The sequence below is a fragment of the Nocardia sp. CA-129566 genome (genome assembly GCF_050956075.1).
GTDB lineage: Bacteria > Actinomycetota > Actinomycetes > Mycobacteriales > Mycobacteriaceae > Nocardia.
The window spans coordinates 5537705-5550568 of the sequence record NZ_CP192085.1; the positions used below are offsets into that span (position 1 = coordinate 5537705).

The following is a 12864-nucleotide window of genomic DNA, read 5'->3' on the forward strand; positions in this document are numbered from 1 at the left end:
CCTCAGGGAGCCACCATCGGTCCGTAGGCGTCGGGGCGGCGATCGCGATAGAACGCCCAGCGGTCGCGCACCACCTTGATCAGATCCATATCGAGGTCACGAATCACCAGTTCGGGATCGGTGTCCGAGGCGACGTCTCCGACGAATTTACCTTCCGGATCCACGAAATAGCTGGTTCCGTAGAAATCGTCATCACCGTATTCCTCGATGCCGACCCGGTTGATGGCGCCGACGAAATATTCATTGGCGACCGCCGAGGCCGGTTGCTCCAGCTTCCAGAGGTAACCGGACAGGCCGCGCGAGGTGGCCGAGGGGTTGAAGACGATCTCCGCGCCCGCCAGGCCGAGTGCGCGCCAGCCCTCCGGGAAGTGCCGGTCGTAGCAGATATAGACACCGACCTTGCCGACCGCGGTATCGAAGACCGGCCAGCCCAGGTTGCCCGGTCGGAAGTAGAACTTCTCCCAGAACCCCTTGACCTGCGGAATGTGGTGTTTGCGGTATTTGCCGAGGTAGCTGCCGTCCGCGTCGATGACCGCCGCAGTGTTGTAGAGCAGACCCGACTGTTCCTGCTCGTACACCGGCAGGATCATCACCATGCCGAGCTCCTTTGCCAGGGCGGCGAATCGCTCGGTGGTCGGCCCGGGCACCGACTCCGCATAGTCGTAGAACTTCGCGTCCTGCAACTGGCAGAAGTACGGGCCGTAGAACAACTCCTGGAAGCAGATCACCTTCGCGCCCTGCGCGGCGGCCTGACGGGCGTAGTCCTCGTGCGCCTTGATCATGGACTCTTTATCGCCCGTCCAGTTGGTCTGGACGAGCGCGGCTCGAACGATTCCCATGCTTTGTTATACTTCACTGCGAACCAATTCGGTTGTGTTACAAGAATGCGGAAACAGTTTCGTAGCCGTAAACCTTGGGGCCGGTCATCGTTCCGGCGCTGTGCCCGACGCAGAATGACGCTGTGAACTTCGACCCCGCTACCGCGCCACAGGTGCCCGCAGATGATGTGCGAGACACCGCGCCAGCACCTGCCGTAGCCGGGTCGGGCCTGTTCAACACCGATCTCGACGATCGAACCCCGGCCGGTATCGCGGCCGCGGTGAGCCGCCGGATTCGGTCCGGCGCCATCGCACCCGGCTCGCGCCTGCCGACGGTGCGCGAGGTCGCCCGCGAGTTGCGGGTCTCCCCCGCCACCGTCAACCAGGCTTGGCGGGCGCTGGCGGCCGCCGGCGCGATCGTCGCGCGGGGCCGCGCGGGCACATTCGTCGGCGAACGCCCCGCCACCCGTCCGGCACCGCCGACGGGCCGCTACCAGCGCCTGCACCCACCCTCGGACAGCGCCTTCCGCATCGATCTGTCCCGCGGCACCCCCGATCCCGAGCTACTGCCGGACCTGGTCGCCGCATTGCACACGATTACCGAGCACGGTCACGGCGGCGACCTGGCGGCCGACTACCTCGATGCGACCGTGCTGCCGGAACTGGCCGCCAAGGTGCGCGCCGATTGGCCCTTCCGCGCCGAACGTCTCGCGGTGCTCGACGGGGCGCTCGACGCCATCGATCGAGTGCTCGCCAGCCACATCCGTCTCGGCGATGCGGTCGCGGTCGAAGATCCCTGCTTCCCACCGTTTCTCGACCTGCTCGCCCGTCTCGGTGCGCGGGCGATTCCGGTCCGCATGGACGAATCCGGCTTACTCCCGGACGATCTCGACCGCGCCGTGACCGATCACGGTGTCACCGCTGTGATACTGCAGCCCCGTGCGCAAAATCCGACGGGCGCCTCGCTCACCACCGCCCGCACGCGCGAACTGACCGATATTCTCGCGGGCACCGGCACCCTCGTCATCGAGGACGACCACTCCGCCGGAATCGCCTACACCGCACTGCGTTCCCTCGGATCGCGACTACCGAACCGGACCGTACACATCCGCTCGTACTCCAAATCCCATGGCGCGGACCTGCGTCTCGCGGTGGTCGGCGGTCCCGCCGATCTGCTCGACCCGATGATCGAACGCCGGATGCTCGGGCCCGGTTGGACCAGCCGCTTGCTGCAACGTCTGCTGCTCACGATGCTCGACGACGACACCGCCCGACGCACCGTCGCCGCCGCCCGCACCGAATACCGCAGGCGCGCAACCGAACTCCGCCGCGCCCTGGTCCGCAGGGGCATTACCGTCGCCCGTGGTGACGGCATCAATCTCTGGTTGCCGGTCGCCGATGAGAACGCGGCGATGATCTCCCTGGCCGCCGCGGGGATCAAGGCCGCACCCGGGCGCCCCTTCGAGGTCGAGGACCACCCGCACGGCGACCACCTGCGCATTACCGTCGCCGCGATCGCCGATGGCGAGTTGGACTGGCTCACCGGCGAACTCGCCGCCGCGACCGCCGCCGCGCCCACCTACCGCCGCGTCCGGCGCGCCTAAGATCCCGGCCGAAGGTCGAAGCTGGTCGAGCCGCTGTCTCCGGCGGGAATGATCGGCAGCACCACCGACGACGGATGCTCGGCATCCTTATAGATGGTCTGCGTCGCGGGCTGCGTCCGGGCGCTGTCACCGAAGGGTTCGCCGGTATTCGGGTTCGGCGCGTACTGCGGATAGTCGCTGCTGCTGATGGCCACCCGGATCCGGTCGCCCGCCTTGAACTGATAGCTCGTCGGCCAGATCTTGATGGTGAACGCATACGGCTGACCCGGCACCAGGGCGCTGGGTTCGGACAGCGAATCCCGGAATGCGGCACGGATGATGCCATTGTTGAGGTTGACGGCCGATCCGTCGGGTGCGACCACTTCCAATCGCGCGACGAAATCGGTATCCGCAGCCGTGGACGATGCCCACAACTTGACGGTGATCGGGCCGGTGACCTCGGTATCCGCACCGAGCGGATCGGTCGTATAGGTGAGCACATCCGAACGCTGCTCGACCGCCGACTGGTCGAACGGTCCCTGCGGGCCCGATCCCACCGAACAGCACGAATGTCCGCCGATGCTCGGCGCCGGGGAGGCCGGATCGTAGACGTACCGGTCGAGCGCGGCGGGTCCGTTCGGCGCCCGATCGACCAGTTTGCCAACCCGTCCGGCCAGGCCGTTGGCGCCACTGTCGGCGAAGTAGTATTCCTTCCACTGTGTTTGCGGCAGTGGCCAATTCTGCGCCGACTTCCAGCGATTCGCCCCCATGAGGTAGTAGTCGACGCGCGGTTTACCCGATACGCCGTTGTCCTGTCCCTTCAGGAAGTGGTCGAACCACGCGAGCATCAACTCGTTGACGGGGCTGTCACCGACCGCTCCCAACTGCTCGAGTCGAGGCGCGATCGTCGAGGTGGGCCGCCCCCAACCGAGGTGGTCCCACGGGCCGATCACCAATCGCTGGTTCTGCCGCGCCTGCGGGTCGCCGCCGCGCTCGACCATGCCGGTGAAGTTCTCCACGCCGCCCGCGAGGAATGCGTCGTACCACCCCTCGATATCGAGCACCGGCACCCGTACATTCGGGTAGCGGTCGCGAATGCTCCACTGCTTCCAGTAGTCGTTGCGCACCGAGTTGCGGATCCAGTCGAAGTACCACGGCGCGACGGCCGGATTGCCCGGTTGCAGCGGTGGAAAGTCTTTGTACGGGCGGTAATTCAGCCATGAGGTGATGTTCTGCAGATCCGTGCGCAGCTGGTCGGCGGTGGCCCTGTCGGCACGCTGCTCGGCGGATTCGAGTCCGATGGTGCCCATGGCCCACGGTTCGACGAAGCCGAGCCGGTACGCGCCGCCCTCGTAGGTCCAGCCGTCGTAATAGTCGGAGGCGGTATTCGCGGGCACGATCGTGGACAGATGCGGTGGCGTCTCGATGGCGGCGAGCCATTGCGTGGCACCGACATACGACGAACCGTACATACCCACCTTGCCGTTCGAACCGGGCAGTCCCGCGGCCCATTCCACCGTGTCGTAACCGTCGTGGGTGTCATTGCCGAATTCGGTGAAGGTGCCCTCGGATTTCCCGATGCCGCGGACGTCCTGGATGACCACCAGGTAGCAGTGCGAGGCGAACCAGTCGGGTGTTCGATAGCGCGAGGGCTGGATCTGAGCGGCGGATTTGCCGTACTGGGTGCGCATCAGCACCACCGGCACCGGATCGCCGGTTTGCGGACGGTACACATCGGCGCGCAGCACCGTGCCGTCGCGCATCGTCGCCGCGACATCGGTCTGCTTGTCGACCACACACGACCCTCGGTCGTCGTCGGGCGGCCAAGCTCCCGTATACGACGTCGATTTCGTATCCGTGCTCGCGGTGCACCCGCCGACCAGCGCACCGACGCACACCACGGCGGTGAGCAGACGGGCGATGCCAAATGCGTATCCGGACAAGTCGATACACCTCCCGCGGAGGCGGCATCACCGGAGATTCAGTGCGTGCCGAGCCATGGGTCGATCAGATGCGCCTCCATCGCAGTCATGCTAACCGACACCTCCAGCCGCTTCCGCTGATTTTCCGCCCGTCCCAAGTGCGCTCACCCGGCCGAATGCGGCCGCATTCCTGTTGCCACACAGTCGTAATCCGCCATCTCGTACCGCGCGCGGCCTCGGGATGGAATGATCCGCTGAGCATCACCCGATGCGATACCCAACAGAAGGAGACCTCGACCGGTGAGCAGCGACGTGCAGGCGCGGCAATTCGACCACCATCAGCCCATCAGGCGCCAGCCTCGCCGAGTCGGGTCCGCCCTGCTACGGGGCCTCGGCGTATTCGCCGTCGGCACCGCTCTCGCGGTCTTCGCCGCGGGCGGCGTCTCGGCGAATCCGGGCAGCGCGCCGGTCGCCGGATGTGTGGCCCCGGATATGGTCAAGCCGGAGATCAAGCAGTGGGAAGCCGAACCCGCGCTGTCGATCAACACCGGCGCGACCTACACCGCGAAGCTCGAGTCCACCTGCGGCACGGTGACGATCGCCCTGGATGCCGCCCGCGCACCGCGCACCGTGAACTCGTTCGTATTCCTGTCCGGGCAGAGGTACTTCGATCACACCCAGTGCCACCGCATGACCACCAGCGGCATCTTCATCCTGCAATGCGGTGATCCCAGCGCCACCGGTATGGGTGGCCCGGGCTACCAGTTCCCGAACGAGAACCTCGACGGCGCCACCTACCCCGCCGGCACCGTCGCCATGGCCAATGCCGGACCCGACACCAACGGCAGCCAGTTCTTCCTGGTGTACAAGGACTCGCCGCTGCCGCCGAACTACACCCCCTTCGGCAAGATCACCGGCGGAATGGACGTCCTGGAGAAGGTCGCCAACGCGGGTGTCGTGCTCGGCAGTGAGGACGGCCGTCCGAACGCCGATGTCATTCTGAACTCGGTCACCACGACCCAGAGCTGATCGATTCACTTTTGGTGGCGGTGCCGTTGCGTGCGGCACCGCCACTGCTGGTTCTTGCGACCTCGTACAAGGCGTAGTTGCGAGCGGCGATGGGGCCGGACGGGTTTGCGGTTGCACACTTGACTTGGAGTGCACTCCAGGTCATAGCGTTGGCGGCGCACAGTCGTCTAGAACCAGAGGATCACTTCATGGAACTCGGTTTTCATCTACCGATATTCGATATCGATGGCGGTACGACGGCCATCGCCGGTGAGCTGGCCAGGGTGGGCGCCGCGGCGGAGGCGTCCGGTGCGACCTGGCTGTCGTTCATGGACCACTACTTCCAGATCGAGCCGACGGGTCTACCGGCGGAGTCGAACATGCTGGAGGGCTACACCACGCTCGGCTACCTGGCCGCGCACACCTCACGCATCGAACTCGGCCTGCTGGTCACCGGCGTGACCTATCGGCATCCCGGTCTGCTCGCCAAGATCGTCACCACACTCGACGTCCTGTCCGGCGGTCGCGCGGCACTGGGGTTGGGCGCCGCCTGGTTCGAGCGCGAGCACCGCGGGCTCGGCGTGCCGTACCCGCCGATCGCCGAACGGTTCGACCGACTGGAGGAGACACTGCGGATCTGTCAGCAGATGTGGGACCCGCAGAACAATGGCCCCTTCGACGGCAAGTACTACCAGCTGGCCGAGACGCTGTGCTCACCGCAGCCGATCAACCGGCCCAAGGTGCTCATCGGCGGTAGCGGCGAACGCAAAACGCTCCGGTTGGTCGCGCAGTACGGCGACGCCTGCAACCTGTTCGGCTCCTCCCCCGAGGAGGTCGGCCACAAACTCGACGTGCTGCGACGGCATTGCGATGAAGTCGGGCGCGACTACAACGAAATCCGCATCACCGTGCTGGCCAATAATCCGCGCCCGAATCCGGACACTCGCGACGAATTCGTCCGGCAGATGGCCGATTACGCCAAACTCGGCGTTCACACCGCCATCATCATGCCGACCGCCGGTTCACCGGCCGCCTGGATCGATGCCATCGCTCCCGCCGTGCCCCAGCTCGCCGACCTGTGACACCGGTCTCGGTACAGCACAAGCCTTTTCGACACCGCACCTGGGCGATCGCCTCGATAGGGTGACGGAAAGGCCTGCGCTGCCGAGGATGTGATGTGCCGGGGGTAACGGCGGCGGGTTGTGGATAAGGTGCAGGCATCTGTACCGAACAGAGGAGCGGGTATGCGCGCGGACCGTCGGAGCATTCCGGACATCTCGTATCGAGTGCGCGTTCGCGCCGGTCTCGCGGGCATCGCCGCCGTCGCGCTGGGCATAGCGGGCGGGGCGACCGCAGGTGCAGCACATGCGGACGGCGCGGTGGGCGAGCTGGTGTCCTCGACCGCGCAAACCCCGGGGTGGGGTGGTTTCGATCGGGCCTCGGTGCTCGAATACGTCACCGAAGGCCCGACCGGCGCCACCACGACGGCGACCGGTCTGCTGCTGACTCCGAATGGCGCACCCCCGCCAGGCGGTTGGCCGGTCATCGCCTGGGACCACGGCACCAGCGGCATGGGCCCGCAATGTGGACTCACCACTAGGCAGGCCAAGTCCGACGCCTCGCATCTGCACCACTTACTCGATCAAGGCTATGCGGTGGTCGCGCCCGACTACGTCGGCTTGCATCCCGGTGCCGCGACCCCACATCCATACCTGCAGTCGCGCACCGAAGCCACCGCGACCATCGACCTGGTCCGCGCCGCGCGCACCGCCGATAGTGACCTGTCGACGAGGTGGGCGGTCGTCGGCGTCTCACAGGGCGGACACGCCGCATTGAATACCGGCGCCCTCGCCCCGGCCTACGCACCCGAACTCGACTTCCGCGGCACCGCGGCCTTCGCACCACCCGCCAACCTGGAGCACGCCATCCCCTTGGCGGGCCCATACATACCCCAAGTACCCGTCCTGGAACGCGTCACCGCCAATATCGCCGCCGCACTCGATGGCATGCGCCTGGCCTACCCCACCGCCGATATCGACAGCTACTTCACCCCGGCGGGCCTCGCCCTCATGGACCGCCTGGCCACCCTGTGCGGATCCGATTGGCCCGCCGAGGTCACCGGCCTCCCCCTCGGCTCCATACTCGCCAAACCGCTGCTCACCGGCGACTTCCCGGATCGCCTGTCCCGCTACCTATCCGTCCCCACCTCCGGATACCACCAACCCCTACTCATCACCCAGGGCCTCGACGACACCACCGTCCCCTACCCCTTGACCGCCGCCCTACTCACCGAATTGACCGCATCCGCAACCCGCTACGAATTCCACACCTACCCCACCGGCCACCAGGGCATCGTCGAAGCCTCCTGGCCCCAACTGATCCCCTACCTCACCACCCTGTTCCCCTAGCCACGAATCCCCCTCCACCGCAACACCTTCAATCGAACACGATGAGTCGCGATGGACACCTCGCAACGCTATTGCCACTTCGCCGAGGTCGAAGCACGAGGCAACTCGCACCGATACGAACAGTGGTGCCTCGGAATCGCCGAGGCACCCGAACTGCTCGCGTTGATCGAGCAGCTACCGGAACCGAAGCGGCAGCCGAATCTCGTACTCGGCGGCGCGCTCACGTGCTCCGGACCGACTCCGGCAACCGCCGGCCACTCGTGGACAGTTCGTTGTGGCCCTCGATGGGAGGCCGGTGGCTTACGCCGGGCCCCACGGGCAGACGCTGGACTGGTTCGGCGACGATCTCCGGGCGTAGATCAGGCAGGTGTGTTGCTCAGGAAATGGACTGCTTCCCATAGGTGGTCGTCCGGGTCGGCGAAGTAGCCGGCGTAGATGCCCCAGGGGCGGGTCAGGGGTGGGCGGATGATGGTGCCGCCCGCTTGTTCGGCGCGGTGCAGGATCTGGTCCACGTCTTCACGGCTGTCGAGGAAGAGACCGAGGCTCATGGGGGAACCCGTGACGCGTTCGGGTGGGATACCGGCGTCCAGCGCCAGGTCGGTGCGGGCGTAGAGGGACAGGATGAGGCCGTTGTCCAGGGTGAACATGGCTACCGAGCCGCCTGGGTGCTGATCGTCGCGGACGAATTCCGCGCCGATGATGCCCGGCGAGGACAGGCCGAGGCCGTCCCGGTAGAAGTGCAGGGACCGTTCCAGGTCGCTCACGGCCAAGGTGATCGCGTTGATATTCGCCTTCATACCGATCCTCCCGATGCTCGAACAGTGGCCGGGGCGATGGCCCCGGCCACTGTTCAGTCAAGCCGAGCGACATCCGGAAGTCTTGAACGAATCGGACGGCACTCGGCCCAGCGCTTCAGTCGAGGCGAAGCATATCCGGCCAGACCCGTGACCAGGGCTGACGCGGGGTACAGCGCCAGATGGTGACGTTGCGAGTGACGTCCGGATAGCCCAGGCGCGCGTCGACGAGCCCAACCGGAATCAATTCGCTACAGGCAGTGCGCATTTCGTCCTCCGCATTGCCGACCCACAGCACTGTGGTCGCGGAATCCGGTGGGGTACCGAAGTATCCGAAGCCGCGGTTGGGGCTGTAGACGGCGGGTAGTCCATAGCGCTGCCGATCTACATCCAAAGCGCTTGCCTGCCAATAGGAATCGGTGATGATAACGGTATCGGACCGTTGCGGCTCCGGCAGCGCCCGATACGCGTCGGCGGTCGCCGCGCGCAGTTCCGGCCAGCCGAACTTGCCGTACAGGCCGATTTCGATACCGGCCTCGGCCTGGCTGTCGACCGGATCGATAGACGACTCGGGCCGCCACGGCATCGAGAACACCGCCATCGCCACCGAAGCCGCGATGAGCGCGACGGTCACGTACCTTCGCCACCGTGCCGTATTCGCGGTCCAGCGAACCGCGCCCGCCGCCATGACAGCCGCATAGCATCCGGCCGCATAGTAGGGGCGACCGTTGGTGGCGATGAATGCCACCGTCAGCAGCAGCGGGACCACCGCTAGGAATCTATATGGCCGCAGCGGTTCCCAGCGAAACAGCGCCCAGATCCCCGTGATCAGCAGCACCCCGCCGAATAGTCCGGCCGCGACCAGCGCCAACGGCAGCCAGGTGTACCGACCGCCGATCGTCGACTGTTCAGCCGCGACCACCGCACCCAAACGCAGCTGCGGCCAATCGTGCTCGATCTGCCAGATCAGCGTCGGAACCGTCAACAGCACGACCAGCCCGGCGCCCACCCACAGCACCGGCCGCCGCAACAGCTCCCGCGGACCGTAGCTCGCCACCCCAATGGCGACCGCGATCCAGAAGAACGGAATCAGCCATTTCACCTGGATATCCAGCGCGGTGACCAGCGCGGCCCAGAGCAACAGACTGTCGCGGCGCGTGCGCACCCACCTGATCAGCAGCCAGCTGATCAATACCCACAGCGCGGTGTCGATCGTATTGGTGGCCAATTGGGTGCCCTGCACGAGCAAGAACGGCCCGGTCGCATATGCCGTCGCGCTCAATACCTGCGCCCTGCGCGCTCCGCCGAACTCGCGGGCGATCTGCGCACTGATCAGCACTGCGGCAACCGTCACCAGCGCGCCCGGAATCCGCAGTGCCACCAGCGATCCCGGCGCGATCAGATCCATCAGCCTGGCGATCGCGGGCAGCAGCGGCCCCTGATCGGCATATCCGAACCCGAGTCTGCGCCCGGCCGATAGGAAATACAATTCGTCGCCGAAGAACCCGTACCGCCCGAGCGAGGCGAACAGCATGATCGCCGCCAGCACCGCGATCGCCCCGACGCCGAGCCACGCGAACGGCGGTGTCTCGGCACTGTCCCGCTGTCGCACTTCGCTTTCCATCAGATCAGTCATCGCTTGCCCCCTTACGGGTCGCCACATCGAATAACCGGCACACATGGGCCGAATAGGTTGTCATATCGAAGTCCTTCTCCCGAATGGCCCGCCCGGCCGCGCCGTCGATGGCGTCGCGAATCGATTTGGCCATCACCAGCGGATCGAATTCGCCGAATTCACCGCGCCGCTGCCCCTCCCGCATGATGTCGACGAGCGGCTGGACGATCTCGTGCTCGCCCTCCGCCGAGGCGAAGCGCGGCTTGCCGTCCGCATCGCGCAGATTCAGCACCACATCGGTCAGCGCCGCGACGTACTTCTTGTTCGCATCAATGAACTGCAGATTCGACCCGATATAGGCGAGCAACTGATTGCGCGCCCCCTCCGCGGCCATGACCGCGGGCGCGATGTGCTCGCCGCCGGATACATACAGCTGGATGACCAGCTGCTCCATCAGCTCGTCCTTCCCGGCGAAGTGATACGAGATGACTCCCTTGGAGATCCCGGCATGCTTGGCGATCCGCGCCAGCGAAGCACTGCCGTACCCCACCTCGGAGATCACCTCCACCGCCGAAGCAATGATCTGCCGCCGCCGCGCCTCCTCGATGAAAGACCGCTGCTGACCAACCGTCTCATTTTCTGGCCGCATGGCCAAATTTTAGACGGCCCGGATGAAAGGCCACATCAACCCCAAGAATGACTCCCACCTACCTCGCGAGGATGATCGAGAGATCACCTGAAGCGGCTCCTGCGATCCGCGATCACCCCGTTGTGGGATCGCTGCCGAAACGCCGAAGGGCCGCGCCCCCAGCGGAAGCGCGGCCCTTCGGTTCGAAACTTACAGGTACTGACCCGTATTCGACTCGGTGTCGATGGCGCGGCTGGCGCTGGCGTTCTTGCCGGTGACCAGCGTACGGATGTAGACGATCCGCTCACCCTTCTTACCCGAGATGCGAGCCCAGTCATCGGGATTCGTGGTGTTGGGCAGGTCCTCGTTCTCGGAGAACTCGTCCACGATCGAATCGTAGAGATGCTGGATGCGCAGGCCAGGATTGCCGGTGTCGAGTACCGCCTTGATGGCGTACTTCTTGGAGCGGTCCACGATGTTCTGGATCATGGCACCGGAGTTGAAGTCCTTGAAGTACAGGACCTCCTTGTCACCGTTGGCGTAGGTGACCTCCAAGAAGCGGTTGTCCTCGCTCTCGGCGTACATCCGGTCGACGACCCGTTCGATCATCGCGCGAATGCACAACCCCTTGTCGCCGCCGAACTCTTCGAGATCGTCGGCGTGCAGCGGCAGTTGCTCGGTCAGGTACTTCGAGAAGATGTCCTGTGCCGATTCCGCGTCCGGCCGCTCGATCTTGATCTTCACATCGAGACGTCCGGGCCGCAGGATCGCGGGGTCGATCATGTCCTCGCGGTTGGACGCACCGATCACGATGACATTCTCGAGCCCCTCGACACCGTCGATCTCCGAGAGCAGCTGCGGCACGACCGTGGTCTCCACATCGGAGGACACGCCCGATCCGCGGGTGCGGAAGATCGAATCCATCTCGTCGAAGAACACGATCACCGGCGTACCTTCGGAGGCCTTCTCGCGGGCCCGCTGGAAAATGATCCGAATGTGCCGCTCGGTCTCACCCACGAACTTGTTCAACAGCTCGGGGCCCTTGATGTTCAGGAAGAACGACTTGGCTTCCTTGGCATCCTCACCGCGCGCCTCGGCGATCTTCTTCGCCAGCGAGTTGGCAACGGCCTTGGCGATCAACGTCTTACCGCAACCGGGTGGACCGTAGAGCAGCACACCCTTGGGCGGGCGCAGCGCGTATTCGCGGAACAGATCCTTGTGCAGGAACGGCAATTCCACCGCATCGCGGATCTGCTCGATCTGGCGACCGAGACCACCGATATCGCTGTAGTCGACATCGGGCACTTCCTCGAGTACGAGGTCCTCGACCTCGGCCTTGGGGATGCGCTCGAAGGCGAAGCCCGCCTTGGTATCGACCAGCAGCGAATCGCCGGGGCGCAGTTTGCGGATGGGCGAATCGGGATCGTCGAGATCGTCGACCTCGGCGACCTTGGCCAGCGGACCCGCCAGCCACACCACGCGCTCCTCGTCGGCATGTCCGACGACCAGTGCCCGGCGTCCGTCGTCGAGGATCTCGCGCAACGTGCCGATCTCACCGACCGCGTCGAAGATTCCGGCCTCCACGACCGTGAGCGCCTCGTTGAGGCGGACGGTCTGGCCGTACTCCAGGGTCGAGGTGTCGATATTGGGTGAACACGTCAGGCGCATCTTGCGTCCCGAAGTGAACACGTCGACCGTCTGATCCTCGTACACACCGATGAGAATTCCGTACCCGCTCGGTGGCTGACCCAGCCGATCGACCTCCTCACGCAGCGCGACCAACTGCTGCCGCGCTTCCTTGAGGGTGTCCATCAGCTTGGTGTTGCGAATGGTCAGCGAATCGATGCGGGCTTCCAATTCCCGTGCGCGATCCGGCGAATCGGCAAGTTGCCTTCGGAGTGCAGCCGCTTCGGCGCGTACCGCCTCGAGCTCTCTCCAGGCCGCCGAATCCGAATTCTCGATGGGGCTCATGTGCTGCTCCTCCCAGTCCCGGTCTATTAACGCTACCGGGCGCGAACCGTTCTCGCTTTCCGACATGGTTTCGTCGTGATCACATCTGGGCCGCGATCGGCGGCGGAACCACCATGT

At 65.4% G+C, this 12864-nt stretch carries 11 protein-coding genes; 5 read left to right on the forward strand and 6 right to left on the reverse strand.

Annotated features, from left to right (window positions below; translation table 11 throughout):
- Positions 1 to 2 precede the first annotated feature (2 nt).
- Positions 3 to 839 (reverse strand): nitrilase-related carbon-nitrogen hydrolase, encoded by an 837-nt coding sequence (locus ACQP0C_RS24025; protein WP_433723307.1) that lies wholly within the window; start codon positions 837 to 839, stop codon positions 3 to 5.
- Positions 840 to 961: 122 nt separating this feature from the next.
- Here ACQP0C_RS24025 and ACQP0C_RS24030 point away from each other — a divergent pair, with 122 nt between their 5' ends.
- Positions 962 to 2422 carry an aminotransferase class I/II-fold pyridoxal phosphate-dependent enzyme gene (locus ACQP0C_RS24030; RefSeq protein WP_433723309.1) on the forward strand — a complete coding sequence of 487 codons (1461 nt, stop codon included), beginning with the start codon at positions 962 to 964 and terminating at the stop codon, positions 2420 to 2422.
- On the opposite strand, the gene ACQP0C_RS24035 is transcribed toward ACQP0C_RS24030, so the two are convergent.
- Positions 2419 to 4164, reverse strand: a complete 1746-nt coding sequence (locus tag ACQP0C_RS24035) for a CocE/NonD family hydrolase (RefSeq protein ID WP_433734638.1) — start codon at positions 4162 to 4164, stop codon at positions 2419 to 2421. The genes ACQP0C_RS24030 and ACQP0C_RS24035 overlap by 4 nt on opposite strands.
- Positions 4165 to 4623: 459 nt before the next feature.
- Between ACQP0C_RS24035 and ACQP0C_RS24040 the strand changes: the two genes are divergently transcribed.
- From ACQP0C_RS24040 to ACQP0C_RS24055, 4 genes are all read left to right on the forward strand, one after another.
- A complete protein-coding gene (locus tag ACQP0C_RS24040; RefSeq protein ID WP_433723311.1) occupies positions 4624 to 5352 on the forward strand; it encodes a peptidylprolyl isomerase in 729 nt (242 codons plus the stop codon).
- A gap of 188 nt (positions 5353 to 5540) precedes the next feature.
- Positions 5541 to 6413, forward strand: a complete 873-nt coding sequence (locus ACQP0C_RS24045) for an LLM class F420-dependent oxidoreductase (RefSeq protein WP_433723313.1) — start codon at positions 5541 to 5543, stop codon at positions 6411 to 6413.
- Between the two features lie 162 nt (positions 6414 to 6575).
- On the forward strand, positions 6576 to 7739 hold the full coding sequence (locus ACQP0C_RS24050) for a lipase family protein (RefSeq protein ID WP_433723315.1): 1164 nt from the start codon (positions 6576 to 6578) through the stop codon (positions 7737 to 7739).
- A 51-nt stretch (positions 7740 to 7790) separates the two neighbouring features.
- Entirely contained in the window at positions 7791 to 8165 is a 375-nt protein-coding gene (locus ACQP0C_RS24055) for a DUF2332 family protein (protein WP_433723317.1), read from the forward strand.
- Here the strand turns inward: ACQP0C_RS24055 and ACQP0C_RS24060 are convergent.
- From ACQP0C_RS24060 to arc, 4 genes are all read right to left on the reverse strand, one after another.
- Positions 8099 to 8536: a VOC family protein gene (locus ACQP0C_RS24060; RefSeq protein ID WP_433723319.1), complete on the reverse strand. Its 438-nt coding sequence runs from the start codon at positions 8534 to 8536 to the stop codon at positions 8099 to 8101. The genes ACQP0C_RS24055 and ACQP0C_RS24060 overlap by 67 nt on opposite strands.
- Positions 8537 to 8651: 115 nt before the next feature.
- Entirely contained in the window at positions 8652 to 10169 is a 1518-nt protein-coding gene (locus ACQP0C_RS24065) for an ArnT family glycosyltransferase (protein WP_433723321.1), read from the reverse strand.
- The gene (locus ACQP0C_RS24070) at positions 10162 to 10797 is read right to left on the reverse strand and encodes a TetR/AcrR family transcriptional regulator (RefSeq protein ID WP_433723323.1); all 636 of its coding nucleotides are present in this window, start codon (positions 10795 to 10797) and stop codon (positions 10162 to 10164) included. Before ACQP0C_RS24070 ends, ACQP0C_RS24065 begins: the two co-directional genes overlap by 8 nt.
- Before the next feature lie 189 nt (positions 10798 to 10986).
- Positions 10987 to 12747, reverse strand: a complete 1761-nt coding sequence (arc, locus tag ACQP0C_RS24075; protein WP_433723325.1) for a proteasome ATPase — start codon at positions 12745 to 12747, stop codon at positions 10987 to 10989.
- Positions 12748 to 12864: the final 117 nt, after the last annotated feature.

Excerpts from the sequence above, each read along its gene's own strand:
- ACQP0C_RS24045 (WP_433723313.1), top strand. The coding sequence starts at position 5,541 with ATGGAACTCGGTTTTCATCTACCGATATTCGATATCGATGGCGGTACG.
- ACQP0C_RS24070 (WP_433723323.1), bottom strand. The coding sequence starts at position 10,797 with ATGCGGCCAGAAAATGAGACGGTTGGTCAGCAGCGGTCTTTCATCGAG.
- ACQP0C_RS24060 (WP_433723319.1), bottom strand. The coding sequence starts at position 8,536 with ATGAAGGCGAATATCAACGCGATCACCTTGGCCGTGAGCGACCTGGAA.
- arc (WP_433723325.1), bottom strand. The coding sequence starts at position 12,747 with ATGAGCCCCATCGAGAATTCGGATTCGGCGGCCTGGAGAGAGCTCGAG.
- ACQP0C_RS24035 (WP_433734638.1), bottom strand. The coding sequence starts at position 4,164 with ATGCGCGACGGCACGGTGCTGCGCGCCGATGTGTACCGTCCGCAAACC.
- ACQP0C_RS24025 (WP_433723307.1), bottom strand. The coding sequence starts at position 839 with ATGGGAATCGTTCGAGCCGCGCTCGTCCAGACCAACTGGACGGGCGAT.
- ACQP0C_RS24065 (WP_433723321.1), bottom strand. The coding sequence starts at position 10,169 with ATGACTGATCTGATGGAAAGCGAAGTGCGACAGCGGGACAGTGCCGAG.
- ACQP0C_RS24050 (WP_433723315.1), top strand. The coding sequence starts at position 6,576 with ATGCGCGCGGACCGTCGGAGCATTCCGGACATCTCGTATCGAGTGCGC.
- ACQP0C_RS24055 (WP_433723317.1), top strand. The coding sequence starts at position 7,791 with ATGGACACCTCGCAACGCTATTGCCACTTCGCCGAGGTCGAAGCACGA.